The sequence below is a fragment of the Amycolatopsis sp. VC5-11 genome, assembly GCF_037034185.1.
Taxonomy (GTDB): domain Bacteria; phylum Actinomycetota; class Actinomycetes; order Mycobacteriales; family Pseudonocardiaceae; genus Amycolatopsis; species Amycolatopsis nivea.
The window spans coordinates 218,568-242,021 of sequence record NZ_JBAGKF010000004.1 but is presented as its reverse complement, the minus strand read 5'-3'; the positions used below and the strand labels follow the sequence as shown (position 1 = coordinate 242,021).

The following is a 23,454-nucleotide window of genomic DNA, read 5'->3' as shown; positions in this document are numbered from 1 at the left end:
TCCCCATGCCGGGAACCCGGGGCGTGGCCGCAGGTCCGCGCGGGGAACCCCGGCGACTGCCCGGACCAGCCCCAGTTTCCGCCCAGCCGAAGAATAAGGAAGTTCTGTGACCGAAACCGCTACCGTTCCGGAGTTCGCCGTCGTGTCCGGAGCACAGGTGCACCAGGTGCTCGACGGCGCCGAGAAGCAGCTGGCCGAACTGATCGAGGCGGCCTACCGGCTGCACGGGCAGCAGGCGACCGTCAACCCGCCCTCCTACTTCCTCCGGTTCCCGGACCGGCCGTCCGCGCGCATCATCGCGCTGCCCGCCTCGGTCGGCGGGGAGGTCGCGGTGGACGGGGTCAAGTGGATCTCCAGCTTCCCGGAGAACGTCCGCACCGGGCTGCCGCGCGCCTCGGCCGTGCTGATCCTCAACGACCAAGCGACCGGGTACCCGCTGGCCTGCATGGAAAGCTCGATCATCAGCGCGAGCCGGACCGCGGCGTCGGCGGCGCTGGCGGCCGACTGGCTCAGCCGCCGGGGCGAACGGCCGCGGCGGCTCGGGTTCGTCGGCACCGGGCTCATCGCGCGTTACGTGCACCGGTTCCTGCTCGGCACCGGCTGGGACTTCGACGAGACCGCGGTGTACGACCTCTCCGCCGAGCACGCCGCCGGCTTCCGGGGCTACCTGGAGGGCACCGGCGCGAGCGGGATCTCGGTGCGCGAGAGCGCCGAGGAGCTGATCCGCGGCAGCGACCTAATCGTGTTCGCCACCGTGGCCGCGGAACCGCACGTGCACGATCCGGCCTGGTTCGGCCACAACCCGCTCGTGCTGAACGTTTCCCTGCGCGACCTGTCCACCGAGGTCATCTTGGCTTCGGCCAACGTGGTCGACGACGTCGAGCACTGCCTCAAGGCCAACACCTCGGTGCACCTGGCCGAACAGGCCACCGGCGGCCGCGACTTCCTCGACGGCACCCTGTTCGACGTGATGACCGGGGCACTCGCCCTGGACGCCGACCGGCCGCTGGTGTTCTCGCCGTTCGGTCTCGGCGTGCTGGACCTCGCGGTCGGCAAGCACGTCCTCGACGAACTGCGCCGCCGCGGCGAACTGCACGAGGTCGGCGACTTCTTCTTCGAACTCGACCGCTACGGCCGGCGCTGATGCCGATCATCACCAGTCCGCACGAGTTCAACGTCGACGACCTGTTCGTCGACCTGAGCGGGTGTACAGGGCGATCGCTCTACCTCAAGTGCGAGGGCTTCAACTTCGCTGGTTCGATCAAGATCAAAGCAGCGAAAGAGATGATCGACGCCGCCGAACTGGACGGCACGCTGAGGCCCGGCGCGACCCTCGTGGAGAGTTCGTCGGGCAACCTCGGGGTGGCGCTGAGCCTCGTCGCCACCAGCCGGGGTTACCGGTTCGTCTGTGTCACCGATTCCCGCTGCACCCTCGGCGCCCGGCAGCTGATGCAAACGCTTGGCGCCGAGGTGCACGTGATCACCGAACCGCATCCGAAAGACGGGTTGCTCGGCGCGCGGATCGCGCACGTGCGGCGGCTGTGCGCCGAGGGCGACGACCGGGTGTGGCTCAACCAGTACGCGAACGCGGGAAACTGGCAGGCGCACTACCGCACCACCGGACCGCAGATCGCGAACTCGTTCCCCGGCGCCGACGTGGCGTTCATCGGAGCGGGCACGACCGGCACGCTGATGGGGTGCGCGCGCTACCTGCGCGAACACTGTCCCGGAATGCGCGTGGTGGCCATCGACACCGTGGGTTCGGTGACCTTCGGAACCCCGGCCGCCCCGCGGATGATCCCCGGCCTCGGCACCGGCGTCCGGCCCGCGCTGCTCGACGAGTCCTATGTGGACGATGTGGTGCACGTGCCGGAACTCGCCACCGTGCGGATGTGCCGCAGGCTCGTCCGGGCCGGGTTCCTGTTCGGCGGCTCGACCGGCACCGTCGTCGCCGGGGCGCTGCACTGGCTCGACCGGCACGAGCACGGCGAAAGCCTCACCGCGGTGGCGGTCTCCCCCGATCTCGGCGACCGCTACCTGGACACGGTCTACCACGACCAGTGGGTGGCCGACCTCTACGGAGACGCGGCGCTCGCCCCGGCCGCCGCGCTCGGGAGCTAGTACCACTCGAAATCGAGGTGCCACGCCCAGTGTGCGCACGATCACGAGGAGCCATCCTTAGACCGTCCGGCTTGCCGCCTGCGCGGCGGGAGGCCTGAAGCGGCCCAAGGAGTTCGGCATTGCGAACGCTACCTCTGCTCCGTCTCGCGCGCTGGTGTGCCGGACACCCCGGCCCGGTGCTGTGCGCGTGGCTGCTGTTCCTGGTCGTGGCGGCGAGCGAAGATCTCGCCGCCCCGGCCGGCAGCTCGGCGGCGCCCGCCGGTTCCGTCCTCGGGGTCGGCTGCCTGCTCACCGCTCTGCTGCTGGTGCTGGTGCTGGGTTCGCCGCGGCTGGCCGCGATCGCGTTCGGCTACCTCGCGACCGTCGGGGCAGGCGCGCTCGGCGTGCTGACGGCGGTCGCCGAAGGAACGGGTTCGTTCGGCAGCTGGAACCTCGTTCTCCTGCCCGGCATCACGAGCGCCGCCAACCATCTGCTGTTCGCGGTCCGCAGGCAGCAGGAGATGCCGCCGGGCAAGCACGACGCGTCCGACACCGCGCAGATCGTCGCCTCGACCGCCGGACGGACCGCGCTCGTCACCGGGCTCGCGATGCTTTCCGCGATGACCGGGCTGTATCTGACCGGCGAGCCGCAGGTCATGCGGTTGGCGGCGGCCGTGGTCCTGGTCATCCTGGTGGAAGCCGCCGCGGCGCTGACCTTGCTTCCGGTGCTGCTGACCCGGATCGCGCTTCCGGTGAAGAGGTCGTTCCAGTGGCATTGGCTGCCCCGGTTCGTCGCCCGCCTGCCCGCGAGCTGGCGTTACCGCACCGCAGCGGGACTCATCGGCGCGCTGGCCTGCACTGCCGCGGCGCTCGGTTACGTCGTCTACCGCTACCTCGAATCGCCGACGTTGCCGCCGTTGCCGTTGGCGTTGTTGATCGGGCTGACGTCGTTGGCGGTGATCACGGCTTTCCGGCCGTTCGTGGTCGCGCTGACGACCGCGGTGCTTTCAGTACTCTCCGCGCTTTTCGCGCTGACCATGCTCACCTGCATGAACCCGCCGACCCCGACCTGGCTGCCGGTGGCGCTGGTAGCGGTGCTCGCCGCGCCCACGACCGACATGCATGTCTGTCTGCTGCACCACTTCCGCGTCGAGGCGCTGACCGGGATGTCGCCGCAGCACGTGCTCGCGGAGGGGCTGCGCCGCGGCACCGTGGCGATCTCCAGCGCCAGCGTGGTGTCGATCGGGGTCTTCAGCGCGCTCGGGATCGCCGGCAGCGGCGAGCTGAGCGAGTTCGGCTGGGCGGCCGCGGCGGCGCTGGCGATCGACGTGCTGGTGATCCGGCTGGTACTGCTGCCCTTGCTGCTCTCGCTAGCCGGCCCGGTCCGCTGGTGGCGGCGGACCGGGCCGGGGGCTGCGCGAAAGTGAACCGGGGAATCACCCCGTGGTCGGGTGTCCGGTGAGGTCGAGGAAAGCTTCGTCGAGAGTCGGTCTGCGGAGCGCGAAGTCCGCCAGCGCGACGCCGCGTTCGTGCAACGCGTTCGCCGCCGCCGCGATCCCGCCGCTCTCGTCAAGCAGTTCTAGCGAGATGCTGCACCGGCGTTCGTCCACGACCGGGACGCCCACCGCGACCGGTGTCAGCGCCGCGACCGCGTCCGCGAGACCTTCTGGGTGGGCGACAGCGACTTCCAGCCGTTCCCGGCCGACCTTGCGCTTGAGCTCGTCCGCGGTTCCTTCCGCGACGCTCCGGCCCTTGTCGATGACCACGATCCGGTCGGCGAGGTAGTCGGCTTCCTCGAGGTACTGCGTGGTGAGCAGGACCGTGACGCCTTCGCTGACCAGCTCGCGGACCATCGTCCACAAGCCCATCCGGCTCGCCGGGTCGAGTCCCGTGGTCGGTTCGTCCAGGAAGAGCACCGACGGACGCGCCACGAGACAGGTCGCGAGGTCCAGGCGGCGGCGCATCCCGCCGGAGTACGTCCCGACCGCGCGGTCGGCCGCCTCGGCGAGGTTGAACCGCTCCAGCAGTTCTCCCGCGCGGGCGCGTGCTCCGCGGCGGCCGAGGTGCAGAAGACGGCCCAGCAGCACCAGGTTCTGCCGGCCGGTCAACAGTTCGTCCACGGCCGCGTACTGGCCCGCGAGCGCGATGTGCCGCTGGACCTGTTTGCGTTCCCGCACGATGTCGTGCCCGGCGACCAGCGCGCGGCCGCCGTCCGGCGGAAGCAGGGTCGCGAGCATCCGGACCGTGGTGGTTTTGCCCGCGCCGTTGGGACCGAGCAAGCCCAGCACCGTGCCGGGCGGGACGGCGAGGTCGACGCCGGCGAGCGCTTCGTGGTCGCCGTAGCGTTTGCGGAGCCCTTCGGCTTCGATCGCGAGTTCTCCGTGCGGTGTCATGTCAGCCTGCTTCCCGGATGTTCTCGGGCGACAGATCGGTCCAGTGGCCCGAAATGTGCGCGAGGGCTTCTTCGCGGCTGCTCTCCCCGAGCGAAACCCGCCAGCCGGGCGGGACTTCCGCGAAGGAGGGCCAAAGACTGTACTGCCGGGCGTCGTTGACCAGAACGAGGAAAGCGCCGTTCTGGTCGTCGAACGGGTTTGTCATTGCGTACTCCGGATCGGTTAGGCGAGGCGGTAACGGCGGAAGCTCAGCAAGGTCGCCGCGGCGAAGAGGACGACCAGCGTCACCGCGACGACGACGCCGGGATGCTGGGCGGGAAACGAACTGTCCGCGGGCACCGGCACGCCCCACAGCTGGCGGCACAGCGTGGTGACGGAGCTGACCGGATTCCATTCGGCGATCGGCCGGACCCACGACGGCAGCTGGCTGACCGCCATGAACGCGTTGGAGAGGAAGGAAAGCCCGAGCGTCAGCACCGCGCCGACGCCGTCGATGGATTCGGGATTGCCCATGGTCAGCCCGAGCAGCACGCCGACCCAGATCATCACGTAGAGGAAGAGCGCGAGCACGGCCAATCCGGCGAGCAGCGCGGGGAACCCGGCGTGCACGCGGCCGCCGACCGCCAGTCCGATCCCGGCGACGATCGCCAGCGCGACGAAGCCGACCAGCGCGTCGCCGATGGTGTGGCCGAACAGCACAGCGGGACGCGAGATCGGCAGCGAGCGGAACCGGTCGGTCAGGCCGCCCTTGAGGTCCATCGCCACCGCGATCGCGGTCGGTGCGACGCCGGCGAGGCCCACCTGCATGAGCGCGGCCGGGAACAGGAACTCCGGATAGCTGCCGCCGCCTTCGACGCTCACCGCGCCTTTGAAGACGTAGCCGATGGCCAGCATGGTGATCAGCGAATTCAGCGTGATCGCGAGGAGCCTGCCCGGCACCTTGCGCAGGTGGGTCAACCGGCGACCCGCCAGCGCGAATGTCTCGACGAGCGCCGCTGCCCGCGGAGTGTTCGCCGGGGTGGTCATTGTGGTCACTGCGACTCCTCGTTGCTCGCCAGCGTTCCGGCCGTCGCGGCGCCGATCTCCGCTTGCGGCCCGGGATCCATCAGGTATTCGTGCCCGCATTCGATCCGGTGCGCCCGCACTGGACCGGACACGTGCGGCACCCAGCGGCCTGCTCGTTCGGCTACCTCGGCGTCGGTCATGCCGTCGGCGGCGACGAACAGTTCCACTGCGCCGGTGAACCGCGTCGGGCGGTACCGGTGGGCTAGCGCGGCGTTGTTGTCCATCACGGCTAGGACGCGCGTCATGCGTTCCTCGCCGATGTCGGCCAGTCGGCTGTCGCCCTGCCGCAGCACGGCGATGACGTCGGCCGGGGTCAGCTCGATACCGGCTTCGGTGTCGTGGAAGCCGACGTGTTCCAGGAAATCGACGAGCAGTTCGTGCCGGGACAGTGCGGCTTCGGTCCCGTCCTGCGGGTAACTGTCCAAGATGGACAGTGAGCCGACGGTTTCGCCTTCGGCTTCCAGGCGTACCGCGAGCTCGAAGGCCAGCAGACCGCCGTAGGACCAGCCGAGCAAGTGGTACGGACCGTGCGGCTGGAGGCGGCGGATGTGCTTCAGATAGTCCTCGGCGACCTGCTCGACCGATTCCGGGAACTGTTCGGCACCGCTGATTCCCGGCGATTGCAGCCCGTAGATCGGCCGGTCCGGCAGGTGCGCGGCCAGCCCGAGGTAAGGCAGGCTCAGGCCGAGTCCGGCGTGCAGGCAGAACAGCGGCGGCTTCGTCCCGGTCGGCCGGATCGGCAGCACCGGCGCGAACGGGTCCGGCAGGTCCGCCAGATCCGGTTCGGCTCGTTCGGCGAGCGCGGCCAGGTGTTCGATGCTGCCGTGGGTCAGGACGTCGGCGACCGTCAGCCGGAGTCCGGCTCGTCGGGCCAGTGCGACCAGACGGACGGATTGCAGGCTGTTGCCGCCCAACTCGAAGAACCCGGCCTGGATGTCGGGGTCCGCGATACCGAGGGTTTCGGTGAAAGCGGTGCGCAGCAGTTCGACGGTTTCGCTGGTGTCCTGGCTGGTTTGCACAGTGGGAACGGGCAGGGCGGAGCGGTCCAGCGAGCCGTCCGGCGCGACTGGGAGGGTGTCCAGCTCCGCGAAGGCGGTCGGGATCAGGTAGTCGGGGAGTTCGGCGGCCAGCGCTTCCCGCAGGGTTAGCGGGTCGACGCCGCGTTCCCATTGCGGGACGACGTAGGCGATCAGCGCGTCGTTCTCGGCGATTACGACGGCTGCGGCGACCGAGGTTTGGCGATGCAGGGCCGCTTCGATCTGCCCGAGCGGGACCGCGAAGCCACGCACTTGGGCCTCGCGAATCACTTCGACGGTTCCGTCCAAGCGGATGCGGGCGGGGAGACCGGTGGGTGCGTCAGCCAAGTACAGCTCTCCTCGGCCACCGCGAGGCACTGGCTGCCGACTCTGGTCGAGGACGTTGGCGTGACGGTGCGCGAACGGGCGTCCGTTGACCAGCGAGAGCCAACCGGAGGCCGCGGTGCCTTCGCAGTTGAGCGCTCCATCAAGGAAGCTCTCGCCGAAGTTCACCACCCGGGTACCCGGTCGCAGCGCCAGCATTTTCGCGATGCTCGGGGTCAGGACCACGACGCTCGGGTCCACCGACGAGGCGAGTTCCGCGATCTCCGCGGCGGGAGCGACGGTCACCACCGCGCCGACGTGCAACGCGGCGAGCACGACCGGCAGCGCGAACTCGGTGTCCGGTGCCAGGAGACGGTCGCCGGCGGTGAGCGGCAATTCCTTCAGCAGAGCGGCGATGGTCGCGGCCAGGGCATCTCGGCTGAAGACCGCGTCGCCGCGATACGCCAGCTCCGCTCCGGACAGCGACACCTCCAGGTCGGTGTCGGCGAATCCGGACACGTCCGCGGGGATGGTGTACCGAGACGGCCCGCTCGTCGTCCAGGCTGCGCCAATGGCGAGGACGGCGAAGATCGCTGCCCAGCGGTCGCGGCCTGGCGGCAGGTCGACGGTCACCGTCTCCCCCGGACCCACGCCCTGTGCCTGCAAAGCCCGGGCCAAGCGGTTGGTTTGCTCGCGCAGACCGATGTCCCCCGGCACCAGCAAGCCGTCAGGCACCTCGAGAGCCGGCACGGCTGGGGTGACTCGCTCGGCTGGAGTGCGCAGGTCGATCCGGCTCAGCGGCTGCCCGGGGTCTTCGGCGGCGGCCGTCAGGAGGAGCGTCAGACGGTCGACGAGCAGCTGTGCGGTTTCCGCAGTGAACGCGTCGGCGTTGTATTCGAGCGTGCCTTCCAGACCGCGCTCGCCCTTGTGCTGGCCCAGCTGGAAGGTCAGGTCGAACTTGAACTTCTTGTGCGTCGGGGCGAGCATTTCGGGTCGCGCGGTCAGGCTGCCGAGGCTGACTTCGGACGGCGGGACGTCGTAGAAGGACAGCAGCACCCCGAACAACGGCTGTCGCGACATCGACCTTGCCGGTTGCGTCGCCTCCAGCAACCGTTCGAACGGCAGGTCCTGGTGAGCGTAGGCGGCGAGGTCGGCGTCGCGGACTCGCGCGACCAGTTCAGTGAAGCGCGGGTCGCCGCTGGTGTCGGTGCGCAGGACGAGCGTGTTGACGAAGAAGCCGACGAGGTCGTGCACGGCTTCGTCCGGACGTCCGGCGACCAGACTGCCGAGCGGAATGTCGGTTCCCGCGCCCAGGCGGGTGAGCAGCGTGGCCAGTGCGGCCTGGACGACCATGAACAGGCTCGCCCCTTGATCGTGCGCGAGCCGCGCAAGGCTGCGGTGCACGGTCGAGGACAGCTCGAACTCGATGGTTCCGCCGTGATAGCCGGCGGAGGCGCGGCGCGGCAGGTCGACCGGCAACGCCAGTTCTCCGGGAAGTCCGGCGAGTGCTTCCCGCCAGTGCTTCAGCAGGCGGGCGGATTCGCCGTCCTTGGTGTCGTCCAGCAGGGAGTGCTGCCAGACCGAGTAGTCCGCGTACTGGGCGGGCAGCACGGTCCACTGTGGACTGGTTCCGGACAGCCGTGCTTCGTAGGCGGTGGCGAGGTCGCGGGCGAGCACGTCGACGGACCAGGCGTCTCCGGCGATGTGGTGCAGCACCAGCAGGAGGACGTGGTCGCCGTTCTGGTCGGGGCCGAACAGTTTGCTGCGCAATGGAAGGTCGACGGCCAGGTCGAAGCCGCGGGCGACCTCCTCGGCCAACGCGGCGGCGAGGTCCTCGGGCATCGGTGCGGTGCGCAGCGACTCCCCCGCGTCCAGGACGCGCTGGAACGGGACGCCGTCGGTGTCGGGGAAGACGGTGCGCAGGATTTCGTGCCGTGCGGTCAGATCGTCGAGGGCTGCGGCGAGCGCCGAGCGGTCCAGCTCGCCGGAAAGCCGGACGGCGAGAGGGATGGTGTATCCGCCGTGGTCGCCTTCGAGCCGGTTCAGGAACCACATGCGCTGTTGCGCGTACGACAACGGCAGCGGATCGGGACGGTCCAGCTTGCGGAACGCCGCACGTGCCTGGCCTGCCGACGCGAGCCGTCCGGCCAGTGCGGCGACGGTGCGCGCTTCGAACAGATCCCGCAGCGGCAGTTCGACGTTCAGTTCCGACCGGATCCGGCTGACCAGCGCAGTGGCGAGGAGGGAATGGCCGCCGAGTTCGAAGAAGTCGTCGTCGATACCGGCTTCGGGCAACCCGAGCACCTCGGCGTAGAGCCGGGTCAGCTGTTCCTCGACCGGCGTGCGCGGGCCGCGTTTCTCTTGGCCGGTGAGGTTTTCCGGGGCGGGCAGCGCTTTGCGGTCGACCTTGCCGTGCGCGGTGAGCGGGAGCCGGTCGAGTACGACGATCGCGCTGGGCACCATGTACGCGGGCAGCAGCTCAGCCAGCTGAGCTTGCAGGTCCTCGGGACGGGCGGTTCCCGCGACGTAGCCGACCAGGTGCCGGTTGGCCGCGTCGGAGCCCTGCACGACGACTACCGCGTCGGTGACGGATTCTTGCGCCAGCAGACCGGCTTCGATCTCGCCCAGTTCGATGCGGTGTCCGCGGATCTTGACCTGGAAGTCGCGGCGTTCCACGAACTCCAGCGCGCCATCGGCCCGGCAGACCACGCGGTCGCCGGTCCGGTACATCCGGGTGCCGGGTTCGCCGAAGGGGTCGGCGACGAACACGGAGCCCGTCTTGACCGGATCGCCCACGTAACCGCGGCCGACGACCAGGCCGCCGACGTACAGCTCGCCTGCGGCGCCGGGCGGGACCGGACGCAGCTCGTCGCCCAGCACGTACAGCCGGGTGTTCCGCACCGGAAGACCGATCGGCACCCGCAGGCCCTGCGCATCGTCCACACTGGACAGAACTGCGTGCGTGACGTCGTCCGAGCACTCGGTCGGGCCGTAGGCGTTCACCATCGGGATATTCGGGAAGTACCCGAACCACCGCACGCACAGATCCGGCGGCAACGCTTCACCGGTCACGACCAGCCACCGCAGACCGGTCAGGTCCGGCGGGCTGCCCGCGTCCCAGAAGTCCAACGCGGCTCGCAACAGCGACGGCACGACTTCCAGCACCGACATGCCCAAGCCGAACAATGCGTCCGGATCCGCCGCGGTCTCGCGGCTGACGGCTCGGACTTGAGCGCCGACCATCAGCGGGGCGAGCATCTGCCACACCGAGACGTCGAACGTCAGCGGCGCGTTCTGCACCAGCACGTCCGAGGGCTTCAACGCCAGGTCTTCGACCTTGGCCAGCAGGTGGTTGACCATTCCGCGGCGAGACACCATCGCGCCCTTGGGGCGGCCGGTGGAGCCGGAGGTGAAGATTAGGTACGCGACGTCGTCGTCCGCACCGACGACCGGGGTCGGCTCGGTGTCGATGACGCCGTCCAGCTCGATGACCTCCACCGGCAGGTTCGCTGCGAGCTCCCGGAATTCCGGGGCTGCGATCACGCACGCCGCGCCGCTGTCCTCCACCAGGCCTTGCAGCCGGGCGAGCGGCACGGTCGGATCCAGCGGCACGTAAGCACCGCCCGCGCCCAGGACGCCGAGAACCGCCGAGATGAAGCCGATCCCGGGACCGGCGAGCACGCCCGCTACCCGTCCCGGCGGCACCCGGCGAGAAAGAGCCGACGCCAGGCCGACCAGGTCCGCGTAGGTCACCGAACCGGAGTCGTCGACCACCGCGACCGCGTCTGGCTTCTGCGCACGCACCCGTTCGACCACGCCCGCACCGACCGGGCCGGTCGCGCCGAGCAGGAAGGTCTGCGCCGGTTCGGCCACCACGTCGATCCGGCCGAGCAGGCGGTCGGGATCGCCGAGCACCGTGTCGAGCAGCGCCCGGAACTGCTGCGCCAAATCGCGGACGCGGTCGTCGCCGAAGGCCTCGCGGAGGTAGTCGAAGCGGAAGACGAGCGAGGCGTGCGGTTCCACGACGAGGCTGAGCGGGTAGTGCCGGGAGTCGAGCGTGACCGCGTCGACTACGCGGACGTCCTCGCCGAGCATCACCAGCGGGCCGCCGTCGCCGGCGGGGACGTTCTCGAACACCACTGCGGTGTCGAAGAGTTCGCCGCTGTCCGGGATGGCTCCGCTCAACTGCGCTTGCCCGATGTGCTGGTAGGACACCATGGCGGCTTGTTGCCGGCCCAGTTCGGCGAGCAGGTCGCGGACCGGGCGGGCCGGGTCGAGACGGGCCCGGACCGGCACGGTGTTCACGAACATGCCGACCATCGTTTCGACGCCCGGCAGTTCCGCGGGACGTCCGGAGGCCACCGCGCCGAAGACCACGTCCTGCTGCCCGGCCAAGCGGCCGACCAGAATCGCCCAGCAGGCTTGCACGATCGTGCTGACGGTCAGCTCATGCTCCCGTGCCCAGGCGTAAAGGTGTGCAGTGTCGCTTTCGGACAGTGCTAACTCGACAGTCGCGGGCAGGTTCGCGGCGGCGGGCAGGTCTGGTGCGACGCGAGTCGGTCCGGGCAGGCCGTCGAGCAGGTCCTGCCAGGCTTTCCGCCCGGCCTCCTCGTCCTGGCGGGACAGCCAGGCGAGATAGTCGCGCATCTGCGGCACCTCGGGCAGCGCGGTCGTCGCGCCGCCCGCGTAGAGCTGGGCCAGTTCGTCGATGAGGATGGGGACCGACCAGCCGTCGGTGGCGATGTGGTGTGCGCTCCACAGGAACCGGTAGCGCTCGGCGGCGACCCGGATCAGCGTGAAGCGGACCAGCGGCGGGTGCGCCAAATCGAAGCGCTGCAACCGGTCCTGGTCGACCAGTCGCTGCAGTTCCGCCTCGCGGTCCTCCTCCGGCAGGACGGTGAGGTCGATTTCGGTCCACGGCAGCTCGACCGATTCGGCGACCAGCTGCACCGGTTCCCCGTTGCGGCGTCGCCGGAAATATCCGCGCAGGGCGGTGTGTCGGGTCAGCAGCGTGGCGCAGGCGTCTCGGACGGCGGCGGTGTCCAAGGGCCCTTCGAGGTCGGCGATCGCTTGCACGGCATAGAAATCGACGCCCTCGGCATCGAGTTCGGTGTGGAAAAGCATGCCCTGCTGCAACGGCGCGAGCGGAAGCACTTCCTCGACCGGACCGGCTCGCAGCTCGTCAAGTTCGCCCGGCTCGAGTTCGACCAGCGCGGCGGCGGGCTCCGGAGCGACGTCGTCCCCGATCGGGACCGCGTTCTCCGCGATCGCCGCCGGCGTGCGGGCTTCCAGCAGGTCGCGCGGGGTGATGACCAGCCCAGCCTTGCGCGCGCGGCTGACCACCTGGATCGAGCTGACGCTGTCGCCGCCGAGCGCGAAGAAGTTGTCGTCGATGTAGACCTTCGGCACCGTCAGCACCTCGGCCAGCACGTCGCACAGGATGGCCTCGACGGCGTTGCGCGGCGACCGGCCGACCGCTTCGGCGGCGAAATCCGGCTCGGGCAGCGCGTCCCGGTCGACCTTGCCGTGGACGGTCAGCGGCATCGCGTCGAGCACGACCATCGCGGGCGGCACCAGGTAGTCCGGCAGCCGCTGCTGCAGTTCGCTGCGCACGGACGGGACGTCGACCGGCTCCGTGCCGACCAGGTACGCGGCGAGCCGTTTGGTCCCGGCGTCGTCGCGCACCACCACGACCGCGTCCGCGATCTCGGGCAGCTCGCGCAGGGTCGCCTCGATCTCGCCGAGTTCGATGCGGTGACCGCGGATCTTGACCTGGAAGTCGCGGCGCTCGATAAACTCCAGCGCCCCGTCCGCGCGGCGCACCACGCGGTCGCCGGTCCGGTACATCCGCGTGCCCGGCTCGCCGAACGGATCCGCGACGAACACCGAACCTGTCTTGCCCGGATCGCCCACGTAACCGCGGCCTACTACCAGGCCGCCGACGTACAGTTCGCCAGCCGCACCGGTCGGAACCGGACGCAGCTCGTCGCTCAGCACGTACAGCCGGGTGTTCCGCACCGGAAGACCGATCGGCGTCCGCAGCCCGCGTACATCGTCCACACTGGACAGAACTGCGTGCGTCACGTCGTCCGAACACTCCGTCGGACCGTAGGCGTTCACCAGCGGAATCTCCGGGAAGTACCCGAACCACCGCACGCACAGGTCCGGCGGCAACGCCTCGCCCGTCACCACCAGCCACCGCAAACCATCCAGCTCCGGCGGACCACCGGCGTCCCAGAAGTCCAACGCCGCCCGCAGCAACGACGGCACGACTTCCAGCACCGACATGCCCAAGCCGAACAGCGTCTCCGGATCCGCCGCGATCTGCCGGTCCACCACGCGGACCTGACCGCCGACCACCAGCGGCGCGAGCATCTGCCACACCGACACGTCGAACGTCAGCGGCGCGTTCTGCACGACCACGTCCGACGCGCCCAGCCTGAGGTCTTCGACCTTCGCCAGCAGGTGGTTCATCATCCCGAGCCGCGAAACCATCGCGCCCTTCGGACGACCGGTCGAACCCGACGTGAAGATCACGTACGCGACGTCGTCGTCCGCGCCGACCACCGCCGCCAACTCGGGGTCGACCGTCCCGTCGAGCTCCACAACGTCCACCGGCAGCTCTGCCGCAAGCTCCTGGAACTCCGGGGCCGCGAGCACGCAGGCCGCGCCGCTGTCCGCCACCAGGTCGCGCAACCGCGCCAACGGAAGCGTCGGATCCAGCGGCACGTAAGCACCACCGGCACCGAGCACGCCGAGAACCGCCGAGATGAAGCCACTCCCCGGTCCAGCGAGCACGCCGACCACGCGTCCGGCAGGCAACCGCCGCGACAACGCCGAGGCCATCCCGACCAAGTCCGCATAACTCACCGCACCGGCAGCATCGACCACCGCCACCGCGTCCGGAGCCTGCGCGCGCACCCGCTCCACCACGCCCGCCCCCACCGGGCCGCTAGCACCCAGCCCGGCGACGAGCAGCTCCTCGCGCTCCTGCGCGTCGGCGACATCGATACGGGCGAGCGGCGCGTCCGGATCGGCGCGTGCGAAGCGGTCCAGGAATCCGGCGAACCGGTGCAGGTGAGTGTCCACTCCGGACTCGTCGTAGAGGTCCGGGTTTCCGTTGAGGTGGAGTTCGATCCCGCCGCCGGGCTCGTCGAGGACGGTGATCGACAGGTCGTTCGTGATCCCGGTCGACAGATTCCGCACCCGGGTCACGCAGTCGCCCAGCCGCAACCCGGGGTCCGCGGGCAGCACGTTGACGAAGGGTCCGCCGAACGGCCGCCGCTCGTCGCTGCGCACGCCGATGTCGCGGCGGATCTGGTTGACGTGATACCGCTGGTGCTTCAGCGTGCGGGCGAGCTCCCGCGAGGCTTGCTTCAGCAGCAGTTGCGGCGTCATCGCCGGCGTGACCTGCATTTTCAACGGCAGGTAGTTCGCCATCATCCCCGGAATCGTCCGCGTCCGGACCCCCGCGCGGGCAGCGACCGGGACGGTCAGCATCAGGTCCTGGATCCCGGAAAGACGCTCGGTGTAGGCGGCCATCGCGGCGAGCAGGAAGGTCGGCAGGGTCACCCCGGCCTGTGCCACCGCCTTGCGCGCCGCGGCGGCCGCGTCGGCGGGCAGGGCGAGCGTGCGGCGAAGGAATCCGCGGGCCGGCGCGGGTTCCTTGCCGGACAGGCTGATCAGGTCCGGGACCGTGCTGAAGTGGCTGCTCCAGAACTCGCGGTCACGGCCGAGGTGCGTCGAGTTCTGGTAGGCGAGTTCGGATTCCAGCAGGTCCCGGAACGGCGGCAGCGGACGGCCCTCGGGCTCCTTGCCGGTCAGCACCGCCGTGTACAGCTCGCCCATCCGGCGGTGGCAGATCGCGGCGCTGAACCCGTCGCCCACCAGGTGGTGGGTGGTGAGATACCAGAACCGCCGGCGCGGGCCGAGCGTGAGCAGCGCGGCGCGGAACAGCGGGAAATCGCTGACCGAGAACGGCCGGGCCAGGTCCTCGTGCATCCACGCGAGCGCGGCCGCCTCGGGGTCCGGTTCGCCGGACAGGTCCAGGAAGCTGACCGGCAACTCGGTCAGCGGCTCGACCACCTGGCGCGGTTCGCCGTCGACCTCGAAGAAGCGCGCGCGGAAGCATTCGGCCTCGTCGGTGAGCAGGCGGAACGCCTCGACGAACACCGGCACGTCCAGGTCGCCGGAGATGTCCAGGTAGTCGGCCATCGCGTAGGCGAGACCGCCTCCGGACAGCTGCTCGTCGAACCAGACGTCGGTCTGGGCCGTGGACAGGGGCAGGCTGGTCTCGACAGCGGTCATCGCGGCACCTCGGAAAGTCGGTCGGTGGTCTGCCCGGGCACGCGGCCGAGCGCGTCGGCGGCCCAGTGGTCCCGGTAGACCGTGTCCAGGTAGTGGTCGCCCAGATCCGGGGAAATGGCCACGGCGGTCAGGTCGCGGTCCTCGCGGGCGAGCCAGGACAGCGCTCCGGCGACGACGGTGCCGGTCGAGCCGCCGAACAGGAACCCGTGCCCCACCAGCGTCCGGCACATCTCCACGGTTTCGGTTTCCTCGACGTGCACCACGTCGTCCACCAAGGACTCGTCGAGCAGCGCCGGGCGGATCGCGGAGCCGAGCCCGGGAATCTGCCGCGGCCCGGGCGGGCCGCCGAAGCTCACCGAGCCGACGCTGTCCACCGCGACCACCCGGATCGACCGGCGCGCCTCGCGCAGGTACCGGGCGCAGCCCATCAGCGTCCCGGCCGTGCCGGTGCCGACGAACAGCACGTCGAGGCCGGGGAACATGCGCAGGATCTCCGGGCCGGTGGTCCGGTAGTGCGCGGTCCAGTTGCCCGGGTTGGTGTGCTGGTCGAGCCAGACGTAGTCCTCGTGCTCCGCGCAGAGGCTCTCCACCAGCCGCTGCCGCGCGCCGACCAGCCCGTCGACCGGATGCGGTTCGGTCAGCACGCGGACCTCGGCGCCGTAGTTCTGCATCAGCTGCCGCGCGGACAGCGTGCAGTGGTCGTCGGTGACGCAGATGAACCGGTAGCCGCGGCTGGCCGCGACCATCGCGAGCGCGACGCCGATGTTCCCGGACGAGCTCTCGACGATCGTCTGCCCGGGGCGCAGCCTGCCGTCGCGTTCGGCGCGCTCGACGATCTCCAGCGCCGCCTTGAGCTTGATCGACCCGGCGAAGTTGAACCCCTCGCACTTGACGAACAGGTCGCGGCCGACGAACCGGCGCAGGTCGACGTACAGATCCGGGACGGTGAACTCCTGAGGGGCGGATATCACCCGCACGGCAAACCTCCGCGGTTCAGCGCCGGGAACGACTCGCCCTGGCCGACTTTGCCGGCGAGCAGCCCGGTGAAGACGATGAGTTTCTGGATGTTCGCGGCGCCTTCCATGAATTCGACGCCGCGTGCGTCGCGAATCAGCTTGTCCAGCAACGGATGCGTCCAGCGCGCGCCCGGCCCGAAGAACCGGCAGGCCGCCCTGGTCGCGTCCTCGGCGAGCCTGCTCGCTTCGGCTTTGGCGGACGAGGCGAGGTGCCCGCCGCGGCTGCCGCCCGCGTCCACCTCCATCGCCGCGAGGTGCACCAGGTTCCGGACGCTCTCGATCCGGTAGCCCAGCTGGTCCCATTCGGCTGCCGCGCCGCCGGTGAGCAGGCCGCCTTCGGCCCGGACGTACTCGTGCGCCGCTCGCGCGATGCCGATCGCGATCGCCGCGACGCCGGGACGGAGGCGGTTGAACGTCAGCGTGGCGGCCCACATCCCGCGCCTGGCCGGGGAAAGATGGCGGCCCAGGACCCGGTTCGCGGGAATCCGCACGTTGTCGAACTCGAGGGCGCAGAATCGTGCGCCGCGCAATCCGAGCATGCCCAGCGGTTCGGCGTGGAAGCCGGGGGAAGCGGTGTCCACGAGGACCGCCCGCACGCCGAGCGGGCCGGGCGCGGTGCGGGCGAAGACGACGCCCATGCCTGCGCGGGAAGCGTTGCCGACATACCGTTTCCGGCCGTTCAGCACGAAGTCGCCGTCCGGTCCCGGAGTCAGGCTCGTGGTCAGCGCGTTCGCGTCGGAACCGGCGTCCGGTTCGGTGAGCGCGAAGAAAGTCCACGTTGGACGGTCGACGAGCCGGCCGTAGAACCAGGCTTTCTGCTCGTCGTCGCCGAGCACGTCGAGCAGCACGCCGGACATGGACGCGCCCGGTGCCGCGAGCGTCGCGCCCGCGTCGCCCCGGGCGAACTCCTCCAGCAGCACCGTCCGTTCCAGCGCGCTCATCCCGTGGAACCGGTGCCCGGCGACGTTGATGCCCTCCGAGCCGTACTCCCCCGGGACCAGCAGCTGCGCCATGCACCGCACCGCGGGCAGGTCAGCGAACTGGTCGACTGCCTCGGGATCGCGGTCGAGCACCGCACCGGCGGCACGCAGGCCGGTCGCCCACTCGGCGGCGAGATCTCGCAGCGCCAGCAAGGGTTCGGTCAGCACAGTGCCCGTCACGTCGTCCCCTCGGCCATTTCGTGGACGCTCGCGAGCAGTTCCGAGACGTCGGCGACCTCACCCGGTCCACCGGCCAGGAAACCCTTCGCCCCCAGCAAGCCGAGCAGTTTCCGGTCCACATCGGACAGCAAGTGGTGCAGATACCGCACCCGCGCGGGAGCCAGCGTGCCGCCCGCGGCCAGCAGATCAGCTTCGACCGCGAGCTGGCCGTTGAGCGCCGTGGCGAGGCAGTCCTGGATCATCTGCTTGCGCAGCAACGACTCTTCCCCCGAACGCCGCTCGCCCAAGTACCGGACGCACTCGTCGAGCAGGGCCTGGGAAAGCCCCAGCCGCACCCACACCAGGTCCGGCCCCGCGGGCGCGCCCGGCAGTCCCCGGGCGAACGCGACCGCGCCGCCGGGCAGCTCGGCTTCCCGCAGGATCTCCGTCCCGGCGGGCAGTTCTCCCGCCGGGACGGCCGCGATCGCGGTGTTCCGGGGCCCCGTCCGCAGCAGCTTGAGCGCGGGCGCGACGCCCTGCTCCCGGGCGACGCGCCGGCACTCCTGCCACGACGCCTGGTCAGGCACGGATTTCCGCGATGACGAACGCGGCGAGCGAACGCACCGATTCGAAGTGCTGCATCTCCAGGTTCTCGGTGTCGAACTCGATGCCGAACGTGTCCTCGAGCTGCATCAGCAGCTCCAGCACGCCGGTCGAGTCGAGGCCCGCGTCGGACAGCCGGGTGTCCTCGGACAGGTCGGCGACGTCGCGTTCGAGCACCGCGCCCAGCGCGCCGGTGATGCCCTCGACGACCCGGTCCTCGGTCAAGGTCTGCGTGGTCTGGGTTGTCTCAGTCATGGCTCTCCTTCTCCTTACACAGGGTTCAGCGCGCCGTCGGAGCGAATCCGCGGGCGTCGCGGCGGGCCTGGCCGCGGGAAATCCGCAGCGGATCCCAGTCGTGGCCGCGTTCGGGCAACAGGGCGCGGTCGGCGAAGACCGCGCCGTCGTAGGCTTCGGCCAGCACCGGCCGGTCGAGAATCGCTTCCGCGCATTGCGCACCGCCGACCGCGGCTCCGACGACTCCCCCGCCGTGGACGTCCTGTCCGGCGACGAACAGTCCTTCCACCGCGGTCCGCACGTCCGGCCGCCGTCCGTGCGGGCCCCAGGACTGCAGTCCGTACGCGGCTCCGCCGGTGGCGAGCGTGTAGCGCTCCTGCGTGAGCGGGGTAGCGGATTCGAGGTAGACGATGCGGTCCCGGAACGGGCCGAGCACCTCTTCGGCGCGGTCGAGCAGGCAGGCGGCGAGTTTCTCTTTGGCCGCGCGGTATTCGGCAACGCGTCGGTAGCGGAGACCGGACGCCGGTCCCTCGGTGACGCCCCACGGTGCGTAGCCGGGCGGGCACGCGGTCATGATCTGGAGGTTCGTGTGTCCGGGCGGGCAGACCGCGGTGTTGCCGGGATCCTTGTGCGACGCGGACGAGATGAACACGAACGGCAGCTCGTCGAACTGGCCTGCTTCCGTTCGGGCGTAAGCACTTTCGACGTCACCGCTCGGCCAGTACCAGATATTGGCCTCGGAAGCTTCGGGCAGTTCCGCGGCCACCACCGCATAACTGGTGACCAGCGGCAGCCGCATGACCGCGTCTTCGGTTCGCCGGACGACGCCTTCGGGGAAGTTTTCCCGGCCACCGCACAACTCCAGCACGGTGCGCCGATAGTCCGCATTGGACACGACAAGCGGCGCGCGCAGCACGTCTCCGTCGGTCAGCTCCACGCCGGCCGCGCGACCGTCCTCGATCAGGATCCGCGCGGCGCGGGCTTTGGTGCGCAGCTGGCCGCCGTGCGCTTCGAGCTGCTCCACCAGCGCGGCCGCCAGCATCTGGCCGCCGCCGACCGGATAGTATGCGCCGCCGGTCAGGTAGTCGTCGAGCATGCGAATGTGCGCCGCGACAACGGTGTTCGCGGGCGAGGAGGCGTAGTTGCCGGACTGCGCGGCCAGCACCGTGCGGGCGGCCACGGACAGTCCACAATGGTCGAACAGGCGGCTCAGGCTGCGCCGGCTCCAGCGCACCACCGCGGGCGAACCGCCCAAAACCGGCTGAGCGCTCGCCGAATAACGGGCCGACGCGGCGATCTCGCCGCAGATCGCCAGGTACTCCTGAAGTGCGGCGGCCTCCGCGGGAAAGGTCTCGAGCAGCCGGTCCCCGTACCGGGACCAGCCTTCCGGCACGTCGAACCGCACGCCCGGCAGCACGATCCGGTCGAAGCCGTCCGGGTCGAGCCTGCGGAACCGCACCCGGTCGCCGACGCCGAGCCCGGCCAGCAGCGACGGGAGCAGCCCGCCGGGCCCGCAGTCGCCGAGGTAGTGCACGCCGATGTCGAACTCGTAGGAGCGCCGCCGCCGGAACATGTGGCAGTTGCCGCCCGCGACGTCGTGCTGTTCGAGCACCAGGACCCGGCGGCCGAAGGCGGCGAGGTAGCCGGCGCAGACGAGGCCGCCGATCCCGGACCCGATCACGATCGCGTCCCAGGAAGGGCTTCCCGCCTCGTTCGGACTCATGCCGGTGACGCTACGGCGGGGCGGTGACCCCGGGCTGACCGCGCGCTGACAGCTGGGGGCAGTCAGCGGCGGGCGGCCGCCCAGGGGTCACCTATTCAGGAGAGAGCATGGCGATCGAGGTCTTGCCGCGCACCGCGAGCCACGTCGGGAAGAGCGTGGCGACCATGCTTACCACGACCGCGAGCACGACCACCACCCCATAAATCCACAATGGACCATACGGCAGCCAGCTGTCGGACACCGCCTGGCTGAACGGGACCAGCATCGCGAGCGAGACGGCGGTGCCGAGAACCACGCCGATGATCGCGACGACGATCCCCTCCACGGCCATCACGCCGAGCACCTGGCCCCGGCTCGACCCGGCCAGCCGTTGCAGGCCGAACTCGCGCCGCCGGTGCGCGGTCGAGAGCACGAGCGTGTTCACCACCGAGATCGCCGCGTAGAGCAGGATCATGCCGACCACCAGGTAGTTGACCCACGCGTTCGCTTCCTGTTCCTGCACGAACTTGGCGGTGAGCGTGTCCCGGTTCGCGACCTGCACGCCGGGCGAGGACTGCGCCAGCCCGTCGAGCGTGCTCATCAGCTGCGAGACGCTCGTGCCCGCCGCCGCGGTGACGAGCACCTGCGACGCGATCCCGTCGGTCGTGTGCGGAGCCAGCGTGCCCGCGGGCAGCAACGCCGTCGCGAACTCCGCCGCCGAGCGCAGCGTCGCCACCACGCGCAACCGCACCTGCGCACCGTCGCCGAGCCGCAGGCCGATTTCGTCGCCGACCTTGACGTGCAGCCGGGTCGCGTTGTCGACCGGAAGCGCGATGGTGTTGCCCTGCAACGCGTCCAGCGAACCGGTCGCGACCTCGGACGCCCGGGTCTTCGCGACCGCGTCACCGGTGACCCCGGTCAGCGCGAGCCCGTCCTCGTCCTGGCTCGAGTCCGACGGCTTCTCGTTGTAGCCCTTGCTGGTCACGTACGCCGAAGCGGTTCCGACCCCGGGCAACGCCCGGACCTTGTCGAGCAACCCGGTGCCGACGTCGCCGGTCGACGAAGTGACGACCGCGTCCGCCGAAAGGTTCGACGCGTACTTCTGCTTCGCCGATTCCACCTGCGTCGTCTGGAAGTAGAGCATGAACACGGCCAGCGTCGTGGCCAGCATGACCGGCACGACCGCACCCGACATCGGCAGCCAGCGCACCCGGGCGTTGGCCATCGCGAGATAGCCGGACAGCCCGCTCACCGCCCGCACCGGAACCCGCAGCACCGCGACCATCACCCGGGTGATCCCCGGCGCGAAGAGCGCGACCGCCGCCGCGACGAGCGTGACCGCCGGCCCGGCCGTACTGGCGGCGAGCGGTCCGTCCATCACGGTGATCGTCAGGTACGCGAGCGCCACGCCGCCGATCAGGCTGCCGATGCCCCACCACAGCCGGAACGACGTCAGCCAGCGCTTCGGCGAGACCAGTTCCTGCATCGCCTCCACCGGACGCGTCCGCCCGGCGTACCGCGCCGCGACGAATCCCGCGCCCCACGCGGACAGCAGGCCCACGAGAACGCCGGCGGCGGTCGGGATCCAGTCCTGGTGATACGCCAGCACCGGTTCGAAGACGCCGAACCCGGACAGCCGGTCGAACAGCCAGTTCCCCAGCAGTTCGCCGGGGAAAGCGGCCAGTACGGTCGCGAGGATCCCGATCACCATCGACTCCGCGGTGATCATGCGGCTCACCTGTTTGGGCGTCGCGCCGACCGCACGCAGCAACGCGACCTCGCGCCGCCGCTGCTGCACCGACAGACCCAGCGTGCTGGCCACCACGAACAACGCGACCTGCACGGCCAGCCCGCCGAACACCGCGGCCAGGATCACCAGGATTTCGCCGCCGTCGCTCGCCTGCGCGAACTCGGCCGTCCCGCGCGCTACTCCGGTCAGCGCGACCGCGTGCTGGTCGCGGACCACGTTCGCGATCTGGGTGCTCAGCGCGGCCGGATCCGTGCCTGCGGCGGGAAGCACGCCGAACGCGTCGACCTGACCGGTCGCGGGCGTAAGCGCGAGAGCGTCTTCGTGAGAGAAGAACACGGCGTCGGAAGCTATTTTCCCGCCCGCGACGGCGATTCCGACCACCTGGAAGGACCGGACCCCGCCGCGCACGGCGATCTGCACCGAACCGCCCGAGGCGACCCCGGTGGCCGCGGCCGTCGACTGGTCGAGCACGACTTCGCCGCTTCGCTGCGGAGCCCGCCCGTCGGTCAGCGAATACGGGGCCAGCTCGGCGGTCGCCCAGTCGTGCCCCAACGCGTTGCCGCGCACCAGTTTCACGTCGGGATCCGCGGGCAGCGTCGCCGGGATCGACACGTCGGGAATGACCTTGGCGACGCCCGGAACGGCCGCGATCTTGGCCCCGAGCGACACGTCGAGCCGCACCCGTTCGGGCAGCGTCGCGGATTCGTGGTCCTCGTCCTCGGTGCCCGGGTTCGTCGGCGGCAGGTTGTAGTGCTGGTCGCCCGCGACGACCACCGGAGCCTCGGCCAGCCGCTGCGGCGGCACCCGCGGCGAGATCCCGGTCTGCATGAGGCCGCCGCACGCCATCACGATCGCGGTTCCGACGAGCAGCGCGACGAACGTCGCGGTGAATCCGGCCTTGCGGAACCGGAGCGTGCTCAGGGCGAGGCGCAGCATCAGCGCACCGTCCCGACGGTGTTCCGGCCGTCGCGGCCGAGCCGCGTCGTGCGTGCGCTCAACGCGGTCAGGCCGCGCGCGACCTCGTCCACGGTCGGTTCGTGCAACTCGCCGGCGAACTGCCCGTCGGCGAGGAACAGCACCCGGTCGGCGTAGGAGGCGGCGACCGGATCGTGCGTCACCATCACGATGGTCTGCCCTTCGGCCCGCACCGCCGCGCGCAGCAGGTCCAGGATCTCGCTCGCCGACGTCGTGTCCAGCGCGCCGGTCGGCTCGTCGGCGAAGGTCACGTGCGGACGGCTGACCAGCGCGCGGGCGATCGCCACGCGCTGCTGTTGGCCGCCGGACAATTCGCCGGGGCGGTGCCCGCGCCGTCCGCCGAGCCCGACCTGCTCGATGATCCGGTTCACCAGCGCCGGATCGGCCTTCTTCCCCGCCAGCCGCAGCGGAAGCGTGACGTTGTCGACCACGTCGAGCGACGGCAGCAGGTTGAACTGCTGGAAAATGAATCCGATGTGGTCGCGGCGCATCCGGGTCAGCTGCGCCTCGTCGAGCCGGCCGAGATCCTGGTCGGCCAGCACGACCGTGCCCGAATCCGGCTGGTCGAGCCCGGCCGCGCAGTGCAGCAGCGTGCTCTTGCCCGAACCGGACGGTCCCATCACCGCGGTGAAACTGCCGCGGGCGAACGAAACCGAGATCCCGTCGAGTGCGACGACGCGGGCCCGGTTCCCTCCGTAGAACTTGGTGACGGAGCGGAGCGTCACCGCATCCGTGCTTGGCTGTCCGGACTGGTACATCGGTCACTCTCCCAGGCGCGTCGGGTACAGAAGAAACCTACGAGCGGCAAGGGCGGATTCCGATGGTGCTAA

The 23,454-nt window shown here is 70.3% G+C and carries 14 protein-coding genes; 3 read left to right on the top strand and 11 right to left on the bottom strand.

Going from position 1 to position 23,454, the window contains the following annotated elements; all coding sequences use genetic code 11:
- Nucleotides 1-106 precede the first annotated feature (106 nt).
- From sbnB to WA670_RS15980, 3 genes are all read left to right on the top strand, one after another.
- Nucleotides 107-1,144 carry a 2,3-diaminopropionate biosynthesis protein SbnB gene (sbnB, locus tag WA670_RS15990; protein ID WP_336158142.1) on the top strand — a complete coding sequence of 346 codons (1,038 nt, stop codon included), beginning with the start codon at nucleotides 107-109 and terminating at the stop codon, nucleotides 1,142-1,144.
- On the top strand, nucleotides 1,144-2,121 hold the full coding sequence (gene sbnA / locus WA670_RS15985; protein WP_336158141.1) for a 2,3-diaminopropionate biosynthesis protein SbnA: 978 nt from the start codon (nucleotides 1,144-1,146) through the stop codon (nucleotides 2,119-2,121). The genes sbnB and sbnA (WA670_RS15985) overlap by 1 nt, the downstream gene beginning before the upstream one ends.
- A 119-nt stretch (nucleotides 2,122-2,240) precedes the next feature.
- Nucleotides 2,241-3,527 carry an MMPL family transporter gene (locus WA670_RS15980; RefSeq protein WP_336158140.1) on the top strand — a complete coding sequence of 429 codons (1,287 nt, stop codon included), beginning with the start codon at nucleotides 2,241-2,243 and terminating at the stop codon, nucleotides 3,525-3,527.
- Between the two features lie 9 nt (nucleotides 3,528-3,536).
- On the opposite strand, the gene WA670_RS15975 is transcribed toward WA670_RS15980, so the two are convergent.
- The 11 genes from WA670_RS15975 to WA670_RS15925 all read right to left on the bottom strand — a co-directional run bounded on the left by WA670_RS15975 (nucleotide 3,537) and on the right by WA670_RS15925 (nucleotide 23,382).
- Complete coding sequence (locus WA670_RS15975) at nucleotides 3,537-4,493, bottom strand: daunorubicin resistance protein DrrA family ABC transporter ATP-binding protein (protein ID WP_037812017.1); 957 nt, start codon at nucleotides 4,491-4,493, stop codon at nucleotides 3,537-3,539.
- Nucleotide 4,494: 1 nt separating this feature from the next.
- Nucleotides 4,495-4,698, bottom strand: a complete 204-nt coding sequence (locus WA670_RS15970) for an MbtH family protein (RefSeq protein WP_037812019.1) — start codon at nucleotides 4,696-4,698, stop codon at nucleotides 4,495-4,497.
- Nucleotides 4,699-4,715: 17 nt separating this feature from the next.
- Entirely contained in the window at nucleotides 4,716-5,519 is an 804-nt protein-coding gene (locus WA670_RS15965; protein ID WP_043839323.1) for an ABC transporter permease, read from the bottom strand.
- Between the two features lie 5 nt (nucleotides 5,520-5,524).
- On the bottom strand, nucleotides 5,525-15,205 hold the full coding sequence (locus tag WA670_RS15960) for an amino acid adenylation domain-containing protein (RefSeq protein WP_336158139.1): 9,681 nt from the start codon (nucleotides 15,203-15,205) through the stop codon (nucleotides 5,525-5,527).
- Nucleotides 15,202-16,182: a 2,3-diaminopropionate biosynthesis protein SbnA gene (gene sbnA / locus WA670_RS15955; RefSeq protein ID WP_051728886.1), complete on the bottom strand. Its 981-nt coding sequence runs from the start codon at nucleotides 16,180-16,182 to the stop codon at nucleotides 15,202-15,204. Before sbnA (WA670_RS15955) ends, WA670_RS15960 begins: the two co-directional genes overlap by 4 nt.
- Nucleotides 16,173-17,381 carry an acyl-CoA dehydrogenase family protein gene (locus tag WA670_RS15950; protein WP_336158138.1) on the bottom strand — a complete coding sequence of 403 codons (1,209 nt, stop codon included), beginning with the start codon at nucleotides 17,379-17,381 and terminating at the stop codon, nucleotides 16,173-16,175. The genes sbnA (WA670_RS15955) and WA670_RS15950 overlap by 10 nt, the downstream gene beginning before the upstream one ends.
- Nucleotides 17,378-17,947: a DUF2786 domain-containing protein gene (locus tag WA670_RS15945; RefSeq protein ID WP_336158137.1), complete on the bottom strand. Its 570-nt coding sequence runs from the start codon at nucleotides 17,945-17,947 to the stop codon at nucleotides 17,378-17,380. The genes WA670_RS15950 and WA670_RS15945 overlap by 4 nt, the downstream gene beginning before the upstream one ends.
- Nucleotides 17,940-18,218 carry an acyl carrier protein gene (locus WA670_RS15940; protein ID WP_134663258.1) on the bottom strand — a complete coding sequence of 93 codons (279 nt, stop codon included), beginning with the start codon at nucleotides 18,216-18,218 and terminating at the stop codon, nucleotides 17,940-17,942. Before WA670_RS15940 ends, WA670_RS15945 begins: the two co-directional genes overlap by 8 nt.
- 25 nt (nucleotides 18,219-18,243) lie before the next feature.
- Nucleotides 18,244-19,920: a phytoene desaturase family protein gene (locus tag WA670_RS15935; RefSeq protein ID WP_336158136.1), complete on the bottom strand. Its 1,677-nt coding sequence runs from the start codon at nucleotides 19,918-19,920 to the stop codon at nucleotides 18,244-18,246.
- A 91-nt stretch (nucleotides 19,921-20,011) separates the two neighbouring features.
- Nucleotides 20,012-22,585, bottom strand: a complete 2,574-nt coding sequence (locus tag WA670_RS15930; RefSeq protein WP_336158135.1) for an ABC transporter permease — start codon at nucleotides 22,583-22,585, stop codon at nucleotides 20,012-20,014.
- Entirely contained in the window at nucleotides 22,585-23,382 is a 798-nt protein-coding gene (locus WA670_RS15925) for an ABC transporter ATP-binding protein (RefSeq protein ID WP_037812034.1), read from the bottom strand. Before WA670_RS15925 ends, WA670_RS15930 begins: the two co-directional genes overlap by 1 nt.
- Nucleotides 23,383-23,454 lie beyond the last annotated feature (72 nt).